At 70.2% G+C, this 20,808-nt stretch carries 17 protein-coding genes; 15 read left to right on the top strand and 2 right to left on the bottom strand.

Features of this window, described 5'->3' with window-relative positions; translation table 11 throughout:
* Positions 1-9 precede the first annotated feature (9 nt).
* A complete protein-coding gene (locus KDK82_RS04935; RefSeq protein WP_088164162.1) occupies positions 10-2,760 on the bottom strand; it encodes a LuxR C-terminal-related transcriptional regulator in 2,751 nt (916 codons plus the stop codon).
* Between the two features lie 177 nt (positions 2,761-2,937).
* On the opposite strand from KDK82_RS04935, the gene KDK82_RS04930 reads away from it, so the two are divergent.
* The 15 genes from KDK82_RS04930 (at position 2,938) to KDK82_RS33370 (ending at position 19,482) form a co-directional block, all read left to right on the top strand.
* Entirely contained in the window at positions 2,938-3,720 is a 783-nt protein-coding gene (locus KDK82_RS04930) for an SDR family NAD(P)-dependent oxidoreductase (RefSeq protein WP_016451398.1), read from the top strand.
* 130 nt (positions 3,721-3,850) lie between these two features.
* A complete protein-coding gene (locus tag KDK82_RS04925) occupies positions 3,851-5,035 on the top strand; it encodes an acetyl-CoA C-acetyltransferase (RefSeq protein ID WP_088164161.1) in 1,185 nt (394 codons plus the stop codon).
* Between the two features lie 68 nt (positions 5,036-5,103).
* On the top strand, positions 5,104-5,928 hold the full coding sequence (locus KDK82_RS04920; RefSeq protein ID WP_088164160.1) for an ABC transporter ATP-binding protein: 825 nt from the start codon (positions 5,104-5,106) through the stop codon (positions 5,926-5,928).
* Complete coding sequence (locus KDK82_RS04915; protein WP_088164159.1) at positions 5,912-6,637, top strand: ABC transporter ATP-binding protein; 726 nt, start codon at positions 5,912-5,914, stop codon at positions 6,635-6,637. Before KDK82_RS04920 ends, KDK82_RS04915 begins: the two co-directional genes overlap by 17 nt.
* A gap of 5 nt (positions 6,638-6,642) precedes the next feature.
* Entirely contained in the window at positions 6,643-7,515 is an 873-nt protein-coding gene (locus tag KDK82_RS04910; RefSeq protein WP_012206619.1) for a branched-chain amino acid ABC transporter permease, read from the top strand.
* Between the two features lie 187 nt (positions 7,516-7,702).
* Entirely contained in the window at positions 7,703-8,740 is a 1,038-nt protein-coding gene (locus KDK82_RS04900) for a branched-chain amino acid ABC transporter permease (RefSeq protein WP_088164158.1), read from the top strand.
* Between the two features lie 29 nt (positions 8,741-8,769).
* Positions 8,770-9,615 carry an enoyl-CoA hydratase-related protein gene (locus KDK82_RS04895; protein WP_088164157.1) on the top strand — a complete coding sequence of 282 codons (846 nt, stop codon included), beginning with the start codon at positions 8,770-8,772 and terminating at the stop codon, positions 9,613-9,615.
* A 156-nt stretch (positions 9,616-9,771) separates the two neighbouring features.
* A complete protein-coding gene (locus KDK82_RS04890; RefSeq protein WP_088164156.1) occupies positions 9,772-10,998 on the top strand; it encodes an ABC transporter substrate-binding protein in 1,227 nt (408 codons plus the stop codon).
* Between the two features lie 34 nt (positions 10,999-11,032).
* The gene (locus KDK82_RS04885; RefSeq protein WP_088164155.1) at positions 11,033-12,688 is read left to right on the top strand and encodes a long-chain-fatty-acid--CoA ligase; all 1,656 of its coding nucleotides are present in this window, start codon (positions 11,033-11,035) and stop codon (positions 12,686-12,688) included.
* Between the two features lie 12 nt (positions 12,689-12,700).
* On the top strand, positions 12,701-13,783 hold the full coding sequence (locus KDK82_RS04880) for a CaiB/BaiF CoA-transferase family protein (protein ID WP_012206624.1): 1,083 nt from the start codon (positions 12,701-12,703) through the stop codon (positions 13,781-13,783).
* Positions 13,784-13,792: 9 nt separating this feature from the next.
* Positions 13,793-15,355: a long-chain-fatty-acid--CoA ligase gene (locus tag KDK82_RS04875; RefSeq protein WP_088164154.1), complete on the top strand. Its 1,563-nt coding sequence runs from the start codon at positions 13,793-13,795 to the stop codon at positions 15,353-15,355.
* 26 nt (positions 15,356-15,381) lie between these two features.
* Positions 15,382-16,530 carry an acyl-CoA dehydrogenase family protein gene (locus KDK82_RS04870; RefSeq protein WP_088164153.1) on the top strand — a complete coding sequence of 383 codons (1,149 nt, stop codon included), beginning with the start codon at positions 15,382-15,384 and terminating at the stop codon, positions 16,528-16,530.
* A gap of 78 nt (positions 16,531-16,608) precedes the next feature.
* The gene (locus KDK82_RS04865) at positions 16,609-17,499 is read left to right on the top strand and encodes an SDR family oxidoreductase (protein ID WP_013801538.1); all 891 of its coding nucleotides are present in this window, start codon (positions 16,609-16,611) and stop codon (positions 17,497-17,499) included.
* 17 nt (positions 17,500-17,516) lie between these two features.
* Positions 17,517-18,329 carry a crotonase/enoyl-CoA hydratase family protein gene (locus KDK82_RS04860; RefSeq protein ID WP_088164152.1) on the top strand — a complete coding sequence of 271 codons (813 nt, stop codon included), beginning with the start codon at positions 17,517-17,519 and terminating at the stop codon, positions 18,327-18,329.
* Between the two features lie 259 nt (positions 18,330-18,588).
* On the top strand, positions 18,589-19,482 hold the full coding sequence (locus KDK82_RS33370; RefSeq protein WP_179217847.1) for a 3'-5' exonuclease: 894 nt from the start codon (positions 18,589-18,591) through the stop codon (positions 19,480-19,482).
* Here the strand turns inward: KDK82_RS33370 and KDK82_RS04850 are convergent.
* Positions 19,479-20,657: a GGDEF domain-containing protein gene (locus KDK82_RS04850; RefSeq protein ID WP_088164151.1), complete on the bottom strand. Its 1,179-nt coding sequence runs from the start codon at positions 20,655-20,657 to the stop codon at positions 19,479-19,481. The genes KDK82_RS33370 and KDK82_RS04850 overlap by 4 nt on opposite strands.
* Positions 20,658-20,808 lie beyond the last annotated feature (151 nt).

The raw sequence follows: 20,808 nt of genomic DNA, 5'->3' as shown, positions 1-20,808 counted from the left end.
GCCAGCGGCCTAGCGCAAAACCCGCAGCTCCCGCGCCAGCGCCACGGCCTGGGTGCGGCTGCGCGCGCCCAGCTTGAGGTTGATGCTGCGCAGGTGGGTGCGCACCGTGCTGTCGGAGACGAAGAGTTTCTCGGCCATGGCCGCATTGGAGTAGCCCGAGGCCAGCAGCTCCAGCACGCGCAGCTCCTTGCGGGTCAGGGGCTCGGCAAGCGCCGTGGCCGGCGCCAGGCCCTGGGGAGCATCCGCTGCCTGCAGCTCGGGAGGATCGGCGGGCTCGGCAGGCTCGCCCAGGGCAGACAGCAGCCGCTGCGCATGGGCGGCAGCCTCCGGCTCCGCCGGTTCCGTGCGGCGCGTCAGTGAAGGCGATAGTGAGGGCGACAGCACACGCTGCAGCACCGGCGCGAGCAGCGGCCCCTCATCGAGCATCAGGCGCACAAAGCCTTCGCTGGCACCGTGGCGCAGCGGCTGGGCCAGCATGGCGGCAGCGGCGTCCATGTCGCCGCTGCCCGCCTCGGCCAGCGCGCACAGCACCTGCAGCTTGAGGCTGCGGTGGCGGCGCCCGCGCAGTTGCGCATCGGCCAGCAAGGGGGCGATGGCATCGCGCACGGCACGGCAGTCGCCAAAGTGCAGACCCCAGCGCAGCCGGGCGATGGCGATGTCCTCCACCTCGTGAGGCGGCAGGCGCAGGCGTTCCACGCGCGGCCATACGCCGGGATCGTCGGCACGCTCCAGCGCCTCGGACGCGGCGGCCCGGTTGCCCTGCAGCACGAAGATGCGCGCATGCTCCAGCCGCGCGCTGGCCGTCACGCGGGGCAGCTGGCGTTCATGCCCCAGGTACTCCAGTTCGGTCAGCAGGCCGAAGGCCGCATCCACATCGCCACGCACGAAGGCAATGCGCGCACGCATGCGGTAGCTGGAGATCACATGGTCGGGCAGGCCCACGTCGCGGGCCAGTGGCAGGTAGACGTTGAGCAGGTGGTCGGCGCCATCGAGGTCGTTGGTCTCGTAGAGCACGCCGGCATGCAGCACGCCGGCCCAGGCATTGCCGTTGGTGGGGTTGTAGGAGGCGCTGCGCGGCGTGGCGGCCAGCGCCACGCGAAAGCGCGATGCCGCCTGCCGCAGCCGCCCGCCCGACAGGTCCAGCACGCCCTCCATGGCCTCGGTGTACATGCGGCTGAACAGGCTGCCGGCCTGGGTGCTGCGCGCCGCGTCCAGCAGGCGGTGGGCCTCCTCGGCATCGCCCAGCACCGACACCACGTAGGCCATGGCATTGGTCAGCGAGCTGTCCGCAAACGGCCGGCAGCTGGGCAGGCAGGCCAGCGCCTGGCGGCCCAGGGGCGCCGCCTCTTCCACGCGGTCCATCATGGCCAGCAGCAGCGGCTGCAGGGCCATGACCAGCGCCTGCGCGGCGGGGTCCGCGGCCATGCGGGGCCGCAAGGCGTCCAGCCGCTGCTGCGCCTGCCAGGGGCCGCGCGTGAAGCAGTCGGCATAGGCGGCCACGGCCTGCAGCAGCGGCTCGCGCGCCATCAGCGGCGCCGGCATGGCCGAGAACCAGCGCGACAGCAGGCGCATGCGACCCTGCTCCATCAACGCCTCGGCATGGCGCGCCAGCAGGGACAGGGCATGCGGCAGGTCGCCGCCTTCCAGCGCATGCTCGATGGCGGGCACGGGCCGGCCGCAGGATTCGTACCAGCCGCTCGCCGCCAGGTGAAGGCGCGTCAATTCACCGGGCTGCTCGCGCAGCAACTGCGCGCGCAGGAAGTCGGCAAACATGCTGTGGTAGCGCCAGCTGTGCCCGCCCTGGCCACCCTGCGCCTCGTCGGCCAGCGGCACCAGGAACAGGTGGGCCTGCTCCAGCGCCTGCAGCATGGCGGCGCCGTCGGCACGCGGCACCAGTGCCTGGCAGACCTGGGCATCCAGCGTGCGCAGGATACTGGTGCGCAGCAGGAAGTCGCGCACGGACGCGGGCTGCTGTGCCAGCACATCCTCGGCCAGGTAGTCGGCCACGGCGCGCTCCGAGCCCGAGAAGCGCTCGATGAAATCGCTGTGCGGGCCATGGCGCTCCAGCGCCAGCGAGGCCAGCCACAGCGCGCCTATCCAGCCTTCGGTCTTGTCCAGCAGCCGCGCCAGGGCCTCGCGCGGCAGCGGGCAGCCGCGCAGGCGAAAGAACTCCTCGGCCTCGCCCACGGAAAAGCGCAGCAGCGCCGCATCGATCTCCAGCAACTGGCCACTGGTGCGCAGCCGCCCCAGTCCAAGGGCCGGCAGCGCGCGCGAGCCTATGACCAGCCGCCCGCGCTCGGGCAGCTGCTCCATGAGCTGGCGCACCAGGCCGAGCACGGCATCGTTGTGCAGCACCTCGAAATCATCGATGAACAGCGCAAAGGAGCGGCCCTCGCTGGCCAGCGCATGCAGGGCCTGGGAAAACTCGCCGGCGCCTTGCGACGGCCCCACCCCCAGGGTGCGCACGGCCGCGCCCAGGCACTGCAGAAAGCGCGAGACATCGTTGTCTGCGGCATCCAGCGTCAGCCAGGCCGTGGCCTGGCCCTCCGCCTGCAGGCGCTCGCGCATCTGGCGCATGGCCGTGGTCTTGCCGAAGCCGGCCGGCGCACGCACCAGCACCACGCGGGCGCGCAGCGCCTCGGGCCAGCGCGCGGCCACCGCCAGGCGCGCCACCTGGGCTGCGGCCGCGCGCGGCGGGCTCAGCTTGGCCTGGGGCACATAGCCGGAACCGGGAGCAGGAATGGGCACTGGGGACGGCATGCGGGCGAGGAGCACATGGCAGGAGTGAAGGAGCGGGCACTTTCGTCGGTTTCGACGATGGCGGCAATGCGGGGTGATTCCTAGACTGGCCTGCAGATCATAGGCAGCGCAGCGCGCCCTGTCGCGAGCCAAGGCGACAGAGCGCGCGGCAAAGACTCTCTCAAAGGAGACCCACACATGAAGCTTGACGCAAGCATCAGCGCCGTCGTCACGGGCGGGGCATCGGGCCTGGGCGCGGCCACCGCGCGCCGCCTGGCCGCCAGGGGCGTGCGCGTTGCCCTGTTCGACCTCAACGAGACGGCCGGGCAGGCGCTGGCGCGCGAGACAGGCGGCCTGTTCTGCCGCGTGGACGTGACCGACGAGGCCAGCGTGGACGCCGGCTTTGCCCAGGCGCGCGCGGCCCACGGGCAGGAGCGCATCCTGGTCAACTGCGCGGGCACGGGCAATGCCGTCAAGACGGCCAGCCGCGACAAGGCCACGGGCGAGATCCGGCACCTGCCCGTGGCCAATTTCGACCGCATCATCCAGATCAACCTGGTGGGCACCTTCCGCTGCATCGCCAAGTCGGCGGCAGGCATGCTCACACTGGAGCCGCTGGCCGACGGCGAGCGCGGCGCCATCGTCAACACGGCCTCGGTGGCGGCGCAAGACGGGCAGATGGGCCAGGCCAGCTACTCGGCCAGCAAGGCCGGCATCACGGGCATGACCCTGCCCATCGCGCGCGACCTCATGGGCGAGGGCATCCGCGTGAACACCATCCTGCCCGGCATCTTCGACACGCCGCTGCTGCAGGGTGCGCCCGACAACGTGAAGGCGGCGCTGGCCGCCTCCGTGCCCTTCCCCAAGCGGCTGGGCCAGCCCGACGAATACGCCCACCTGGCCGAGACCATGATCACCAACGGCTACTTCAACGGCGAGTGCGTGCGCCTGGACGGCGCCATCCGCATGGCGCCGCGCTAGGCGTACCGCCCAGGCACCACGGCAGGCACCATCCCCGCGTTTTCCCTGGCCGGAATCGTCGCTTGCGACGATGCCCGGCCCGCGCCGGCCGGGCCACCATCCCCCAGGAATACAGGAACAGGAGACATCCATGGCACAGGCATACATCGTTGCCGCCACGCGCACGGCGGGCGGCAAGCGCGGCGGAAAGCTCTCGGGCTGGCATCCGGCCGATCTCGCGGCCCAGGTGCTCGACGAGCTGGTGCGCCGCAGCCAGGCCGACCCAGCCCAGGTCGAGGACGTGATCATGGGCTGCGTCAGCCAGGTCGGCCAGCAGGCGACGAACGTGGCGCGCAACGCGGTGCTGGCCTCGTCCCTGCCCGAGTCCGTGCCGGGCACCACGGTGGACCGGCAGTGCGGGTCGTCCCAGCAGGCCCTGCATTTCGCGGCCCAGGCCGTGATGTCGGGCAGCATGGACATGGTGATCGCCGCAGGCGTGGAGAGCATGTCGCGCGTGCCCATGGGCACGCCCAACGCCCTGCCCGCCAAGGCCGGCCTGGGCGTCTACATGAGCCCGGCCATGCAGAGGCGCTATCCGGGCGTGGAGTTCAGCCAGTTCATGGGCGCCGAGATGATGGCCGGCAAGTACGGCCTGACCAAGGACCAGCTGGACGCCTATGCGCTGCAAAGCCATGAGCGCGCCGTGCAGGCCGCGCGCGAGGGCCGCTTCGACCGCGAGATCCTCGCCGTGCAGGCGCGCAGCGCCGAAGGCGGTGCCGAGGGGGAAGGCCAGCCGCACACGGTGGATGAAGGCATACGCTTCAACGCCACGCTGGAGGGCATTGCCGGCGTCAAGACCATCCGCGAAGGCGGCTGCGTGACCGCCGCCACGGCCAGCCAGATCTGCGATGGCGCCAGCGGCGTCATGGTGGTCAGCGAGCGCGGCCTCAAGGCCCTGGGCGTGCAGCCGCTGGCGCGCATCCACCACATGAGCCTGCTCGGGCATGACCCCGTGATCATGCTGGAGGCCCCCATCCCCGCCACCCAGGCCGCGCTGAAAAAGGCCGGCATGCGCATCTCCGACATCGACCTGTACGAAGTCAACGAGGCCTTCGCCCCCGTGCCCCTGGCCTGGCTGCAGGCCACGGGCGCCGATCCGGCGCGGCTCAACGTCAACGGCGGCGCCATTGCGCTGGGCCATCCGCTGGGCGCCTCGGGCACCAAGCTCATGGCCACGCTGATCCACGCCCTGCATGCGCGCGGCGGGCGCTACGGCCTGCAGACCATGTGCGAGGGCGGCGGCATGGCCAACGTCACCATCATCGAGCGCCTGTAGGCGCCGCCATGCCACCGTGCGGCCGGCGCCGCCCGCGCCGGTCGCCCACCATCGGGGGAGGGAAAGCCATGAGCCAGGACTCGCAGCCCCTGCTGCGCATCGAAGGCGTTTCGCTGCGCTTCGGCGGCATCGTCGCGCTGGACGGCGTGAGTTTCGATGTTGCGGCAGGCCAGATCTGCGGCCTCATCGGCCCCAACGGCGCAGGCAAGAGCAGCCTGTTCAACTGCCTGTCGCGGCTGTATGCCTGGCAGGCCGGCCACATCCGCTTTCGCGGGCAGCCGCTGGCCACGCTGGGGCGCCACCGCATGGCCGCGCTGGGCATGGGCCGCACCTTCCAGAACCTGGCCCTGTTTCCCAGCATGACGGTGGCCGACAACGTGCGCCTGGGCACGCACAGCCACCAGCACGCCGGCTTTGTGCGCGACGCCCTGCGCCTGCCCGGCGTGCGCCGGCGCGAGGAAGAAGCCCGCGCCCAGGCGCAGTCTCTGATGGCCCTTCTGAAGCTGACGGGCGTGGCAGAGCGCCGCGTGGCCGACCTGCCCTTCGGCACGCAAAAGCGCGTGGAGCTGGCGCGCGCCCTGGCCTGCCGCCCGCAGTTGCTGCTGCTGGACGAGCCGGCCTGCGGCCTCAACCATGAGGAGCTGGCCGGCCTGGGCGACCTGATCCTGTCGCTGCGCGACCGGCTGGGGCTGACCGTGCTGCTGGTGGAGCACCACATGGGCCTGGTCATGCGCGTGAGCGACAAGGTCGTGGCGCTGAACTTTGGCCGCAAGATCGCCGAAGGCACGCCGGGCGAGGTCCGCGCCCATGCCGAAGTCATCCGCGCCTACCTGGGTTCGGACATGCAGCCGCAGGATCAGGACAGGGAGGTGGCGCATGCCGGCACTGCTTGAAATCCGCGGACTGCATGCGGCCTACGGGTCGGTGCGCGTGCTGGACGGCATCGACATGGACCTGGCCGAAGGCCGCGTCACGGCCCTGCTGGGCGCCAATGGCGCGGGCAAGACCACCACGCTGCGCGCCATCTGCCGCCACCTGGTGGACACGCGCGGCGAGGTGCGCCTGGCCGGCGAACGCATAGACCGGCACAGCACCGAGCGCATCGCGCGCCAGGGCGTGGGCCATGTGCCCGACGGGCGCGGCACCTTCGCCCAGCTCAGCGCCGAGGAGAACCTGCGCCTGGGCGCGCAGGCCCGGCCCACGCGCGCGGCGCGCGCCGACGTGGGCGGCGATATGGAGCGCATGTTCGGCTACTTCCCCCGCCTGCGCGAGCGCCGCGCCCAGCAGGCCGGCACGCTGTCGGGCGGCGAGCAGCAGATGCTGGCCATTGCCCGCGCCCTCATGGGCCGCCCGCGCCTGCTGCTGCTGGACGAGCCCTCCTTCGGCCTCGCGCCGCTGGTGGTGCGCGACATCTTCGGCATCCTGCGGCGCATCAACGCCGAGCAGGGCACGACCATCCTGCTGGTGGAGCAGAACGCGCGCCTGGCGCTGGAGCTGGCGCACAGCGCCTACCTGCTGGAGACCGGCCGCATCGTGCTGCACGGACCCAGCGAAGCCATGCGCCGCAACGATGCGGTGCGCCAGGCCTATCTCGGGGAGTAGCGGCCATGGACGCCTTCATCCACCAATTGCTGGCCGGCCTGGCCACGGGCGGCATCTATGCCACCGTGGCCCTGGCCCTGGTCATGATCTACCAGGCCACGCACCACATCAATTTCGCGCAGGGCGAGATGGCCATGTTCTCCACCTTCATCGCCTGGGCGCTGCTGCAGGCGGGGCTGCCGTACTGGTGGGCCTTCCTGGCCACGGTGGCGCTGTCCTTCGTGCTGGGCGCGGCCGTGGAGTTCGCCATCATCCGCCCCATGCACAAGGCGGCGGACCTGGCCCAGGTGGTGGTCTTCATCGGCCTGCTGATCGTCTTCCACAGCCTGGCCGGCTGGATCTTCGGCTACACCATCAAGGAGTTTCCCAGCCCGTTCCCGGCCGACGCCTGGTATGGCAGCGCCCTGATGTCGGCCCATGAGGTGGGCACCATCTTCGTGGCCCTGGCCATCGTGGCCCTGCTGTTTGCCTTCTTCCGGCTCACGCCGCTGGGGCTGGCCATGCGCGCGGCCGCGCAGAACCCGGCCTCCTCGCGCCTGGTGGGCATCTCCGTGGGACGCATGCTGATGCTGGGCTGGGGCCTGGCCGGCGCCATCGGCGCGGTGGCCGGGATGATGGTGGCGCCCGTGGTCTTCCTCGATCCGCACATGATGAGCGGCGTGCTGCTGTATGCCTTTGCGGGCGCGCTGCTGGGCGGCATCGACAGCCCCGCGGGCGCCGTGCTGGGCGGCTTCATCGTGGGCGTGCTCGAAAACCTGGTGGGCAGCTACGTGGTCGGCACCGAACTCAAGCTTTCTGTGGCCCTGGTGCTGATCGTGGGCGTGCTCATCGTGCGGCCGGCCGGGCTGATGGGCCGCAAAGTCGTCAGGAGGGTTTGAACAATGCCCTCCCTGAGCGGCGGACGCCGCTTCCCGTTGCACGGCGCCCCCTCTCTCGCTACGCGGGAGGGGGACGACACCCTCGCGGCGGGGCGGGGCGGGGCGGCGCGGCCGGCGTAGGCCCTTGCTCGGTGTCCCTCGCTTTTGGGCCACGCCAGTTTTGTGCCAAACGCCCTGGAGAACAATGATGTCCACACGATCCGCCTCCTCGTCTGACGCACTGGTCGCCGCCACCAGCGCACGCCGCCCCCTGCCCCTGGGCACGGTACTGATCGCGGCGCTGGCGCTGGCGGCCTGCTCGCTGGTCTTCGTGGCCAAGGGCTACCAGCTGTTCCAGGCCACCATGGTGCTGGCCTATGCCGTGGCCCTGGTGGGGCTGAACATCCTCACGGGCTACAGCGGCCAGATCTCGCTGGGACATGGCGCCTTCTTCGCCATAGGCGCCTATGCGGCCGGCATCCTGATGGACCGCGCGGGCCTGGCCTACTGGCTGGCCGTGCCTGCGGCCGGCCTGGTGAGCCTGGCGGCGGGCTACCTGTTCGGGCGGCCCGCGCTCAGGCTGGAAGGGCTGTACCTGGCGCTGGCCACCTTTGCGCTGGGCGTGGCCATGCCCCAGCTGCTCAAGTACCGCCACCTGGAGGCCTGGACGGGCGGCGTGGGCGGCATCGTGCTGACCAAGCCCGAGGCGCCCTGGGGCCTGCCGCTGGATGCCGACCAGTGGTTCTACCTCTATGCATTGGCCGTGGCGGCGCTGCTGTTCTGGATGGCGCGCAACCTCATAGACAGCGGCAGCGGCCTGGCGCTGCGCGCCATCCGCGACCACGCCATGGCGGCCGAGGCCATGGGTGTGGACAACGCGCACTGCAAGTCCATGGCCTTTGCGATTTCGGCCGGCTACACGGGCGTGGGCGGCGCGCTGTCGGCCATTGCCGTGCAGTTCGTGGCGCCCGACTCCTTCACCATGTTCCTGTCCATTTCGCTGCTGGTGGGCGTGGTGGTGGGCGGCGTGGGAACGCTGTGGGGCGCGCTGTTCGGCGCCCTGTTCATCATGTTCATCCCGGGGCTGGCCGAGCAGGTGTCCAAGGCCGCGCCCTGGGCCGTCTACGGCACCGTGCTCATCGTCTTCATGTTCGCCATGCCCGGCGGCGTGATGGGCCTGCTGCACCGACTGGGCCGGCCGGGCCGGCCGGGCCTGCACCTGCCCTGGCAGCGGCCGCGTGCCTGACTTTCCATCCCCACCCACAGGAGTCCCCCATGAATTCCAGTCCGGCCGTCCGCATGGAACGCCACGGCGACAACGGCGACAGCGGCGAGATCGCCCTCATCGTCCTCCAGGACAGCGCCCGCATGAATCCGCTGGGCAGGCCCTTGCAGCTGCGGCTGCGCGAACTGCTGGCCGAGGTGCGCGAGGACACCTCCCTCCGCGCCCTGGTGCTCACCGCCGAGGGCCGGGGCTTTTGCGTGGGCGCGGACCTGTCGTCCATGGGCGGCGCACAAGGCGGGGCCCAGGCCGATGGCCGCACGCTGGGCGCGCAGACGGCCGACAACATGCACCAGCTGTCCAACCGCCTCATCCTGGACCTGCAGCAGCTGCCCGTGCCCGTGGTCTGCGCCATCAACGGCGCGGCAGCCGGTGCCGGCGTGGGCCTGGCCCTGGCCGGCGACGTGGCGCTGGCGGCGCGCTCGGCCTACTTCTACCTGCCTTTCCTGCCGCGCCTGGGCATCGTGCCGGACCTGGGCACCACCTGGTTCATCGAGCGCCGGCTGGGCCGTGCGCGCGCCCTGGGCCTGTCCCTGCTGGGCGACAGGCTGGGCGCGCAGCAGGCCGCCGACTGGGGCCTGGTCTGGGCCTGCGTGGACGACGAGGCCCTGCGCGAACAGGCCCTGGCCACGGCCGCCCGCCTGGCGCGGTTGCCGGCCGGTGCCGTGCTGGAAGCCCGCCGCGCGCTGGACCACGCAGCCGCTTCCACGCTGGAGCAGCAGCTTCACTACGAGGCCGAACGCCAGCGCGATCTGGTGGGCGCGCCGGCCTTCATGGAAGGCGTGCAGGCCTTCATGCAAAAGCGCGAGCCCGTCTTCGCGCCACGCCAGCCGGGCTGACCGCCGCGCCTTCCCGCCCCGCCGTCCCGACGCACCTTGCTGCGCCCGCACATGCATTCGTCGGAATCGACGATGGGCGCGCGCCGGGCCGGTTCCTACCATGGACCGGCCACCACAAGAAAAGCGGGCACGCCGCCCGCAAGCCAGGAGACAACCATGCGCAACACCATCGCCCGGGGCCCCTGGGCCCTGATCGCCTGCCTGGCGCTGGCCCTGCCGGCCATCACCCAGGCGCCAGCCCAGGCCCAGACCCAGACCCAGACCCAGAAGAAGTACGACACCGGCGCCAGCGACACCGAGATCCGCATCGGCAACTTCGTGCCCTACTCGGGCCCGGTGTCGGCCTACGGCACCATCGGCAAGGCCCATGCGGCCTACTTCGCCAAGATCAACGCCGAAGGCGGCATCAACGGCCGCAAGATCACCTACCTCTCTGCCGACGACGCCTACAACCCCGCGCAGAGCGTGGAGCAGACGCGCAAGCTGGTCGAGCGCGACGGCGTGCTGCTGATGTTCGGCGCGCTGGGCACCTCGCACAACCAGGCCGTGCATCGCTACATGAACCAGCGCAAGGTGCCCCAGCTGTTCGTCTCCACGGGCGCCACGCGCTGGGGCGATCCGAAGAACTTCCCCTGGACCATGGGCTGGCAGCCCACCTACCAGCTCGAAGGCCGCACCTTCGCTCAGCACATCCTGGCCACGCGGCCCCAGGCCAAGGTGGCCGTCCTGATGCAGAACGACGACTTCGGCAAGGACTACCTCAAGGGCGTGCTCGACGGCTTTGGCGAGCAGGCCAAGCAGCGCATCGTCGTGCAGCAGACCTACGAGGTCGGCGACCCCACGGTGGACAGCCAGATGGTGGCGCTCAAGGGCTCGGGGGCGGACACCTTCATCAACATCAGCACGCCCAAGTTCGCGGCCCAGTCCATACGCAAGGCCGCCGACATCGGCTGGAAGCCTGCGCACTACCTGGTCAGCGTCTCGCTGTCCATCAGCTCGGTGCTCAAGCCCGCGGGCCTGGACAACGCGCGCGGCGTGATGACGGCCAGCTACCTGCGCGAGCCCTCGGACCCCACCAACCAGGGCACGCCCGAGCTGGCGGGCTACCTGGCCTTCATGAAGCAGTTCTACCCGGCCGGCGACCCCAACGATTCGCTCAACGTCATCGGCTACTCACAGGCCCAGACCCTGGTACAGGTGCTCAGGCAGGCCGGCGACGAGCTCACGCGCGCCAACATCATGAAGCAGGCCGCCAGCCTGAAGATGGACCTGCCCATGCTCTACCCGGGCATCAGCCTGCTGACCGGGGCAGACGATTTCTTCCCCATCAAGAAGATGCAGCTCGTGCGCTTCGACGGCAGCCGCTACGCGCCCGTGCAATGACCCCGGCCTTCAGGACAACGACAGGAGACACCCCATGCCCGCCTTGCAAGGACTGATGCAGGACCGCCCGCTCATGATCTCGTCGCTGATCGAGCATGCGGCGCGCTTTCACCCGCACACCGAGATCGTCTCGCGCCTGCCGGAAACCCGGGACGGTGGCCTGCACCGCACCGACTGGGCCGGCATGCGCCGCGCCTCCTGCCAGGTGGCCAACGCCCTGCAGTCGCTGGGCGTGCAGCCTGGCGAACGCGTGGGCACGCTGGCCTGGAACAGCTGGCGCCACCTGGCGCTGTACTTCGGCGTCTCGGGCAGCGGCGCGGTGCTGCACACCATCAACCCGCGCCTGTTTCCCGAGCAGATCGAATACATCGCCAACCATGCCGAGGACCGGGTGCTGTTCTTCGACGTGACCTTCGCGCCGCTGGTGGAAAAGCTCGCACCGCATCTGAAGACCGTCACCACCTATGTCTGCATGAGTTCGCGCGAGCACATGCCCGCGCTGGACCTGCCCGACCTGCACTGCTGGGACGAACTGGTGGGCAACCAGAGCGAGGACTTCGAGTGGCCCGAGTTCGACGAGCGCACGGCCTCGTCGCTGTGCTACACCTCGGGCACCACGGGCCACCCCAAGGGCGTGCTGTACTCGCACCGCTCCACCGTGCTGCACACATTGATGGAGCTGGCGCCCGACACCTTCGGCCTGAACGCGAGCGAGACCGTGATGCTCATCGTGCCCATGTTCCATGCCAACGCCTGGGGCACGCCCTATGCGGCGGCCATGGCCGGCGCACGGCTGGTGCTGCCCGGCCCGCACCTGGACGGCCAGAGCGTCTACGAGCTCATGCGCGACGAGAAGGTCACCTTCTCGCAGGGCGTGCCCACCGTGTGGCTGATACTGTTCCAGTACCTGGATGCGCATCCCGACATCGACCCGCGCGCGCTGGGCGTCAAGAGCATAGGCATCGGCGGCGCGGCCGTGCCGCGCGCCATGCTGGAGCGCTTCGAGAACCAGTTCGGCGCCCAAGTCGTGCAGGGCTGGGGCATGACCGAGACCAGCCCCATCGGCGTGGTCAGCAAGCTGCTGCCCCGGCACGATGCGCTGTCGGGCGAGGAGCTGGTCAAGGTCAAGCTCAAGCAGGGACGCGGCGTCTGGGGCGTGGACCTCAAGATCGTGGACGACGACGGCCGGCCCCAGCCCTGGGACGGCCAGGCCCGGGGACACCTGCGCGTGCGCGGCCCCTGGATCGCCAGCGGCTACTTCAAGGGCGAAGGCGGCTCGCCCGTCGATGAGGAAGGCTTCTTCACCACGGGCGACGTGGCCACCATCGATGCCGACGGCTTCCTGCAGCTGGTGGACCGCGCCAAGGACGTGATCAAGTCGGGCGGCGAGTGGATTTCCTCCATCGACGTGGAGAACGCCGCCATGGGCCATCCCGGCGTGGCCGAGGCCGCCATCATCGGCGTGGCCCATCCCAAGTGGCAGGAGCGGCCGCTGCTGCTGGTGGTGCCGCGCGCAGGCCACAGCGTCAGCCGAGAGTCCATGCTCGACTTCCTGTCCACGCGCATCGCCAAATGGTGGCTGCCCGACGATGTGCTGCAGGTAGCCGAGCTGCCGCACACAGCCACCGGCAAGCTGCTGAAAACGAAGTTGCGCGAGCAGTACAAGAACCATCCACTGCCCACAGCCTGAAAGGAGACCTCCATGCCAGGACCGCTTGAAGGCGTGCGCGTGGTCGAGTTCGCGGGCCTGGGCCCGGGGCCGTTTTGCGCCATGCTGCTGGCCGACATGGGTGCCGAGGTGCTGCGCATCGCGCGGCCCGGCACGCCGGTCGATGCACAGGACATCACCACGCGCAGCCGCAGCCAGGTCGAGATCGACCTGCGCGGCGAGGAAGGCCAGGCCTCGGCCCTGGCGCTGATCGCGCGCGCCGACCTGCTGATCGAGGGCTTTCGGCCCGGCGTGATGGAGCGCCTGGGCCTGGGCCCCGAGCCCTGCCTGGCGCGAAACCCGCGCCTGGTCTACGGCCGCATGACGGGCTGGGGCCAGCACGGGCCGCTGGCGCATGCGGCGGGGCATGACATCAACTACATCGCCATCTCCGGCGCGCTGCATGCCATCGGCCGCGCGGGCGAGGCGCCCGTGCCGCCGCTCAACTACGTGGGCGACTTCGGCGGCGGCGGCATGCTGCTGGCCGTGGGCCTGCTGGCCGCCCTGCACGAGGCCGGGCGCAGCGGCCGGGGCCAGGTCATCGACGCGGCCATGACCGATGGCACGGCCCTGCTGTCGGCCTTCATGTACGGCTTCAAGGCCAAGGGCCAGTGGAGCAACCAGCGCGGAGAGAACCTGCTGGACGGCGGCGCGCACTTCTATGACACCTATGCATGCGCCGACGGCAAATACATCGCCATAGGCGCCATCGAGCCGCAGTTCTACGCCGAGCTGCGCCAGCGCTGCGGCATACAGGACCCGCTGTTCGACGCGCAGCTGGACGCCGCACGCTGGCCCCTGCTCAAGCTGCGCCTGGCCGATGTGTTCCGCACGCGCACGCGCCAGCAGTGGTGCGAGCTGCTGGAAGGCAGCGATGCCTGCTTCGCCCCCGTGCTCGACTGGGACGAGGCGCCCCAGCACGCCCACAACCGCGCGCGCGCCACGTTCACCGAGGCCGGTGGCGTGCTCCAGCCCGCGCCGGCGCCGCGCTTTTCGCGCAGCGTGCCCGAGCAGCCCCGCCCCCCGCGCGCCGCCAGCCTGCAAGACACGCTGGCCGCGTGGAACGCCCGCTCCTGAGGAAACCCCATGCCCATGTATCTCACCCAGGCCATCCACAAGGGCCGCCGCGAAAGGGCCGGTGCCACGGCGGCCATCTGCGGCGAAGAGCAGGCCAGCTGGTCGCAGCTTGCGCAGCGCATCGAACGCTGTGCCGGCCTGCTGCGGACGCTGGACGTGGCGCCCGGCGACCGCGTCGGCATGATGGGCCTGAACTCCATCCGCTACCTTGAATACTTCTATGGCTGCTGGTGGGCAGGCGCCGCGGTCAACCCCGTCAACATCCGCTGGAGCGCGCACGAGGTGGCCTACTCGCTGGACGACTGCGACACGCGCGTGCTCTTCGTGGACGATGCCTTCGCGCCCCTGGTGCCCCGGCTGCGCGAGCTGTCCTCCAGCCTGCGCACCGTGGTGTTCTGCGGCACGGGCGCCGCGCCCGAAGGCGCTCTGCACTACGAGCAATTGCTGGCCGCCGCCACGCCCTGCGCCGACGCGCTGCGCAGCGGCAACGACCTGGCTGCCGTCATGTACACAGGCGGCACCACGGGCCGGCCCAAGGGGGTGATGCTCAGCCACGACAACCTGTTCATCAACGCCCTGTCCAATGCCAGCAACGTGCCGCGCCAGCATGTGAAGGTGGGCATGGTGGTCACGCCCATGTTCCATGTGGCCGGCTGCGGCCTGGCCCTGCTCATGGCCCAGCGCCTGGTGCCCCAGGTCATCGTGCCGGCCTTCGACGAGCTGGCCATCCTGGACGGCATCCAGCAGCACGGCGTGAACGAGCTGTTCCTGGTGCCCACCATGATCCGCCGGCTGATCGAGCATCCGCGCCTGGCGGAGTTCGACCTGTCCAGCCTGCGCCTCATGCTCTATGGCGCGGCGCCCATCGACGCCAGCCTGCTGGAGCGCGCCATGCAGGCGCTGCCCGGCGCCGACTTCGCCCAGGCCTACGGCATGACCGAGCTGTCGCCCACCATCGTGTCCATGGGCCCGGCCGAGCACCGCCCCGGCCCGCAGCGTGAGCGCCTGCTGCGCGCGGCCGGCCGGCCCGTGACCATTGCCGAGGTGCGCATCGTCGATGGCGAGGGCCGCGAGCTGCCGCCCGGCGAGGTGGGCGAGATCACGGCGCGCGGCCCCATGGTCATGCAGGGCTACTGGAACAGGCCCGCCGAGACGGCCGCCGCGCTCAAGGACGGCTGGATGCACACGGGCGACATGGGCCGGCTGGATGCCGACGGCTACCTCTTCGTCGTGGACCGGCTCAAGGACATGATCGTCAGCGGCGGCGAGAACGTGTACTCGGCCGAGGTCGAGAACGCCATCGCCCAGCTGCCCCAGGTCGCCATGTGCGCCGTCATCGGCGTGCCCGACGAACGCTGGGGCGAGCGCGTGCACGCCGTGATCGTCGCGCGCGAGGGCCAGCCGCTGACCGAGGCCGAGGTCATCGCCCACTGCCGCGAACGCATCGCGGGCTACAAGTGCCCGCGCTCAGTGGAGTTCCGCGCCGAGCTGCCGCTGTCGGCCGCCGGCAAGCTGCAGAAATTCCAATTGCGCGAACCCTATTGGCAGGGCCGCGAACGCCGCATCAACTGACCCCCAACGAACCACCAGGCCACGCCATGCCACTGCAACTGACACGCTCCTGGAGCACCCCCGAGCTGGAAAGCCTGCGCGCCACCGCCGTGCGCTTTCTGGAAACCGAAATGCAGCCGCAGGACGAGGCCGCACGCCAGCGCGGCAACGTGGGCCATGCGATATGGCGCCGCGCTGGCGAGCTGGGCCTGCTGTGCACCGACATCCCCGAGGAATACGGCGGCGGCGGCGGCGACTTCCGCCACGAGGCCGTGATCCACGAGGAGATGGCGCGCCGCGCCCTCTCGGGCATGAGCAACTCCGTGCACTCCATCGTGGCCCACTACCTGCTCAACCACGGCACCGAGGCGCAAAAGCGCAAGTACCTGCCCGCCATGGCGCGCGGCGAGCTGGTGGGCGCCATCGCCATGACCGAGCCCGGCGCGGGCTCGGACCTGCAGGGCGTGCGCACGCGCGCAGAACTCAGGGACGGCCGCTACCGCATCAACGGCAGCAAGACCTTCATCACCAACGGCCTGCTGGCCGGCCTGATCCTCGTGGTCTGCAAGACCGACCCGGCCCAGGGCGCGCGCGGCACCTCCATCCTCATCGTGGAGACCCGGGACTGCGCGGGCTTTCGCGTGGGCCGCGTGCTCGACAAGATGGGCATGAAGGCCCAGGACACCTCGGAGCTTTTCTTTGATGACGTGACCGTGCCGCAGGACGCGCTGCTGGGCGGGCGCGAAGGCCAGGGCTTCTACCAGCTCATGGGCGACCTGCCCTACGAGCGCCTGATCATCGGCCTGGCTGCCCTGGCCTGCATGGAAGGCGCCTACGAGGCCACGCTGGCCTATGTGCGCGAGCGCCGCGCCTTCGGCCAGGCCATTGCTGACATGCAGAACACCCGGTTCAAGCTCGCCGAGGTGGCCACCACCCTCACCGTGGGCCGCGCCTTCATCGACCGCTGCGTGGAGCAGCTGGTGGCCGGCACGCTGGACACGGCCACGGCCTCCATGGCCAAGCTCTGGGGCTCGGAAGCGCAGGGCCGCGTGCTCGACGAACTCGTGCAACTGCATGGCGGCTACGGCTACATGAACGAATACATGGTCACGCGCATGTACGCCGATGCGCGCGTGCAGCGCATCTACGGCGGCACCAGCGAAATCATGAAGGAAGTGATCGCTCGCGCGCTCTGACGCTCTGATCCCCTGGCGGCGCCAAGCGCTGCCGCAGTCCCCCCTATCCCTTCCCCGGCAGCACAGGAGACAGCAGCCATGACCCTCGACGACCTCATCTACAAGCCCGGCCTGCTCAAGGGCGAACGCATCCTCGTCACTGGCGGCGGCACCGGCCTGGGCCGTGTCATGGCCGAGGCCTTTCTCATGATGGGCGCCGACATCCACCTGTGCGGCCGGCGCGGCGCCGTGGTCGAGCAGACAGCGCAGGAGCTGATGCAGCAGCACGGCGGCCGGGCCACGGGCCATGCCTGCGACGTGCGCCAGCCCGAGGCCGTGGAGCAGATGATCGAGGCCATCTGGGCCGACGGCGGCGCGCTCACGGGCCTGGTCAACAACGCGGCCGGCAACTTCGTGAGCCGCACCGAGGACCTGTCCATGCGCGCCTTCGACGCCGTGGCCAACATCGTCATGCGCGGCAGCTTCAACCTCACGCTGGAGTGCGGCCGCCGCTGGCTGGCCGAGGGCCGCAAGGCCAGCGTGCTGTCCATCCTCACCACCTGGGTCTGGAACGGCTCGGCCTTCACCGTGCCCTCGGCCATGGCCAAGTCGGGCGTGCATGCCATGACGCAGTCGCTGGCAGTGGAATGGGGCAACCGGGGCATACGCTTCAACGCCATCGCGCCGGGCCTGTTCCCCACCGAAGGCATGAGCGCGCGGCTGAACCCGCAGGGCGGCGAGCATGTGCGTGCCGACAACCCCATGGGCCGCAACGGCCGCATGCCCGAGCTGGCCAACCTGGCCGTCTTCCTCATGAGCACCCAGGCCGAGTACCTGACGGGACAGACCATCGCCATAGACGGCGGACAATACCAGGCGACGGGCGGCAACTTCGCCGGGCTGGCCAGCTGGAGCGACCAGGACTGGGCGAATGCGCGCAGCGCCATCGAATCGCGCAACGCGGCCGACCGCCAGCAAAGAACCGCATAGACACAAGGAGACAAGCCATGAGCCAAGAACGCGTGCGCATATCGGTGGACCACGGCGTGGCCGAGGTGACGCTGGCCCGGCCGGACAAGATGAATGCGCTGGACCCCGCCATGTTCGACGCCCTGATCGACGCATTGGCGCGGCTGCGGGATACGCCCGGGTTGCGCGCCGTGGTGCTGCATGGCGAAGGGCGCGCCTTCTGCGCGGGCCTGGACATGGGCAGCATGGCCGGCATTGCCGACGGCCAGCAGACGGCGGACATGACGGACCTGGCCGCGCGCACGCACGGCATGGCCAACCGCTTCCAGCAGATCTGCTGGGGCTGGCGCGAGCTGCCCGTGCCCGTGATCGCCGCCGTGCACGGCGTGGCCTACGGCGGCGGCCTGCAGCTGGCGCTGGGTGCGGACATCCGCCTGGTGGCCGATGATGCGCGGCTGTCCATCATGGAAATCAAGTGGGGACTGGTGCCCGACATGGCCGGCTGCGCGCTGGCCGCGCCGCTGGTGCGCAGTGATGTGCTGCGCGAACTGGTCTACACCGGCCGCATCGTGCCCGGCCCCGAGGCCGTGGCCCTGGGCCTGGCCACGCGCGTGAGCGCTGCGCCGCTGGAGGAAGCGCGCCACCTGGCCCGCCAGATCGCGGCCAGCAGCCCCCATGCCATACGCGCATCCAAGCGCCTGATGCAGCTCAGCGAAACCGCTTCTCCCGCAGACATCCTGCTGGCCGAGGCGCAGGAGCAGCAGGCCCTGCTGGGTAGCCCCAACCAGGCCGAGGCCGTGCGCGCCGGCCTGGAAAAGCGGGTGCCGGTGTTCAACGATCAAGGCCTTTAGACACCTTTTGAAACAGCCGCCGGACCCTGCATCGGGTCCGGCGCAGCCATCCGCAAATACCCTTATTCGACGCCCTTTCGCCACTGCGCTGATTTTTTAGGCATTCCGTGGAAAGCCTTGCAGGGCGCGGATTCGGCAAGTTACACCCGGAGTTTTCCACAACTCCGTCCACACGCACCGGGGATAAAAACCCGGTGCCTGAGGGGCATGCAAGTGCAGGCATACTTGACGGCTTGCCTCGGCTTCCCCCTCTTTTCCCATGCCCCGCCTGCACGCTCCCAGCAAGGATGACAGCCGCCTGCTGCCGCCTTTTGCCGCCCTGCTCGAGCGCTGCATCCACGTGCCCGCCACCGACGCCGAATTCGCGGCCGCACGCGCCGCGCTGATGGCGGCTCCCGTGCTCGGTTTCGATACCGAGAGCAAGCCGCTGTTCCACGCCCACCAGACCGACACCGGCCCCCATGTGGTGCAGTTGGCCACCTGCGACCAGGCCTGGCTGCTGCAGTTGCACCATGCGCAGGCACGCGCGCTTGCGGCCGACGTGCTGGCCAGCGAGTCCATCTGCAAGGCCGGTTTCGGCCTGGACCATGACCGCAGCGCGCTGCCCGCGCGCCTGGGCGTTGCGCTGCACAACGTGATCGACCTGGACCGCGTGTTCAAGCGCCACGGCTATGCCAGCTCGGTGGGCGTGCGCGCGGCCGTGGCCCTGGTGCTGGGGCAGAACTTCCACAAGTCCAAGAAGATCTCCACCTCCAACTGGGCTGCACCGCAGCTGAGCCTGGCCCAGCGCCACTACGCGGCCAACGACGCCCACGGCGCCGCCATGGTGCATGCCGCCCTGCCCGCCTGGGAACAGCGCCAGCCGGCCGTGGCCCAGCCGCCCGCCAGGCCCGGCAGGCCCGCGCCTGAACCCCGCGGCCCCGGCAGCTCCAGCGGCCCGCGGGGGCCACGCAGACCCCACGCGCCACGCGAGCAGGACGCACCGCGCGAACAGCATGTGCCGCACGAGCCGCATGTGTCGCACGAGCAGCACAAGCCGCACGAGCCACATGCACCGCGCGAGTCCAGCGCCCCACGCTCATCGCCACGCCCTTCCCGCACCCCACGCCTGCTGCAGGCGCCGGTCACACCGGGCAAGCCAAGCCCTGGCTAGGCCTCTTCCTCTTGCGGCACCAGCCGCACCCGGTCGCGGCCTGCGCGCTTGGCCTCGTAGAGCATGGCGTCGGCACGCGCCAGCGCCTGCTCCAGCGTCTGGCCCTGGGTCATCCAGGCCACGCCAAAGCTGGCCGTGATGCGCATCTCGTCGGGCAGCGCGCTGAAGCCCATCAGGCGCAGCTGGGTCTGGATGCGCCGGGTGATCCATTGCGCGGCCAGCGGGTCGGCGTGCGGCAGCAGGGCCACGAACTCCTCCCCGCCAAAGCGTGCAACCAAGTCCTGCTGGCGTGTGCTGCGCAGCAGCAGGCGCGCAAAGCGCTGCAGCACCTCGTCGCCCGCCGCATGGCCCCAGCCGTCGTTGACCCGCTTGAAATGGTCCAGGTCGCACACCAGTACGGCGGCCGACAGCTGCGGCTGCTCGGCCAGCCGGCGCTGCACGGCCTCCTTGAAGGCGCGCCGGTTCAGCAGCCCGGTCAGCGGATCGCGGTCGCGTTCCTCGTGCAGCTCCTGCACGGTGTCGCGCACCGCTGCGGCCAGGAATAGCATGGCAAACAGCAGGCCGAACACCAGCAGGCTCAACTGCAGCGCCATCCACGAGGAAGAAATGCCCAGCCATTCCCCGGCCGCGCTGGCCGATACCGAAGCAGCACGCGGCGTCACCCACAGCGTGCGGACGAAAAAACTCAGCGCAAAGACCACGAACACCCACAGCAGCAGCCGGTCCCAGCCTGTGCAGGGATGCCTGCGTGGCAGTCGCCACAGCGGCAGGGCCAGCTGCAGGCCCAGGCCGAAATTGAGCACATGCTGGCGCGCCTGGGCATCGGGCACGGCCCAGGCGTAGTAGCCCAGCACCACCAGCACCGCGCCGCCAAAGCCGGCCGCCAGCGGTGCGTCCGGGCGCACGCCCTGGCGTATGGCCATGGCCTCGGTGATGAACCAGGCCGCGCACAGTTGCAGCGCGGCCGTCGTCAACGCATTGACGGGAACGGCCGCAGGCCGCTCCAGGATCTGCAGCAGCAGCGCCAGGCTGAAGCCGGTGAAGGCGAAGGACATGCTGCGCAACTCGCGCCGGGCACGCAGATGCCGCCAGCAGACATAGAAACAGCCGGCCAGCAGCAAGGTGCACAGGGGCACCGCCAGCGCCAGAAGATGTCTTGCTGTCAACGTCACCATCAACTCCCTGATGGAGTCTAGCGATCAGGTCACGTTACAACACATCGTTAACAAAAATACACATTCACTCACGGTCCTGTCAATGGCAGGCTGGGCCTATCTGCGCGTGGCAGAGGAGCAACCGGGCTGCGGCGTATATGTTCGTAACCAA

The sequence above is a fragment of the Delftia sp. K82 genome (assembly GCF_002193035.1).
GTDB classification, from domain to species: domain Bacteria; phylum Pseudomonadota; class Gammaproteobacteria; order Burkholderiales; family Burkholderiaceae_C; genus Comamonas; species Comamonas acidovorans.
This window is presented reverse-complemented; position numbering and strand designations above follow the sequence as displayed.

What these genes read in the sequence shown, in the direction of transcription:
- KDK82_RS04895 (WP_088164157.1), top strand. Translation starts at nt 8,770, where the DNA reads ATGAATTCCAGTCCGGCCGTCCGCATGGAACGCCACGGCGACAACGGC.
- KDK82_RS04860 (WP_088164152.1), top strand. Translation starts at nt 17,517, where the DNA reads ATGAGCCAAGAACGCGTGCGCATATCGGTGGACCACGGCGTGGCCGAG.
- KDK82_RS04865 (WP_013801538.1), top strand. Translation starts at nt 16,609, where the DNA reads ATGACCCTCGACGACCTCATCTACAAGCCCGGCCTGCTCAAGGGCGAA.
- KDK82_RS04870 (WP_088164153.1), top strand. Translation starts at nt 15,382, where the DNA reads ATGCCACTGCAACTGACACGCTCCTGGAGCACCCCCGAGCTGGAAAGC.
- KDK82_RS04925 (WP_088164161.1), top strand. Translation starts at nt 3,851, where the DNA reads ATGGCACAGGCATACATCGTTGCCGCCACGCGCACGGCGGGCGGCAAG.
- KDK82_RS04920 (WP_088164160.1), top strand. Translation starts at nt 5,104, where the DNA reads ATGAGCCAGGACTCGCAGCCCCTGCTGCGCATCGAAGGCGTTTCGCTG.
- KDK82_RS04850 (WP_088164151.1), bottom strand. Translation starts at nt 20,657, where the DNA reads ATGGTGACGTTGACAGCAAGACATCTTCTGGCGCTGGCGGTGCCCCTG.
- KDK82_RS04910 (WP_012206619.1), top strand. Translation starts at nt 6,643, where the DNA reads ATGGACGCCTTCATCCACCAATTGCTGGCCGGCCTGGCCACGGGCGGC.
- KDK82_RS04935 (WP_088164162.1), bottom strand. Translation starts at nt 2,760, where the DNA reads ATGCCGTCCCCAGTGCCCATTCCTGCTCCCGGTTCCGGCTATGTGCCC.
- KDK82_RS33370 (WP_179217847.1), top strand. Translation starts at nt 18,589, where the DNA reads ATGCCCCGCCTGCACGCTCCCAGCAAGGATGACAGCCGCCTGCTGCCG.
- KDK82_RS04915 (WP_088164159.1), top strand. Translation starts at nt 5,912, where the DNA reads ATGCCGGCACTGCTTGAAATCCGCGGACTGCATGCGGCCTACGGGTCG.
- KDK82_RS04890 (WP_088164156.1), top strand. Translation starts at nt 9,772, where the DNA reads ATGCGCAACACCATCGCCCGGGGCCCCTGGGCCCTGATCGCCTGCCTG.
- KDK82_RS04900 (WP_088164158.1), top strand. Translation starts at nt 7,703, where the DNA reads ATGTCCACACGATCCGCCTCCTCGTCTGACGCACTGGTCGCCGCCACC.
- KDK82_RS04880 (WP_012206624.1), top strand. Translation starts at nt 12,701, where the DNA reads ATGCCAGGACCGCTTGAAGGCGTGCGCGTGGTCGAGTTCGCGGGCCTG.
- KDK82_RS04875 (WP_088164154.1), top strand. Translation starts at nt 13,793, where the DNA reads ATGCCCATGTATCTCACCCAGGCCATCCACAAGGGCCGCCGCGAAAGG.
- KDK82_RS04930 (WP_016451398.1), top strand. Translation starts at nt 2,938, where the DNA reads ATGAAGCTTGACGCAAGCATCAGCGCCGTCGTCACGGGCGGGGCATCG.
- KDK82_RS04885 (WP_088164155.1), top strand. Translation starts at nt 11,033, where the DNA reads ATGCCCGCCTTGCAAGGACTGATGCAGGACCGCCCGCTCATGATCTCG.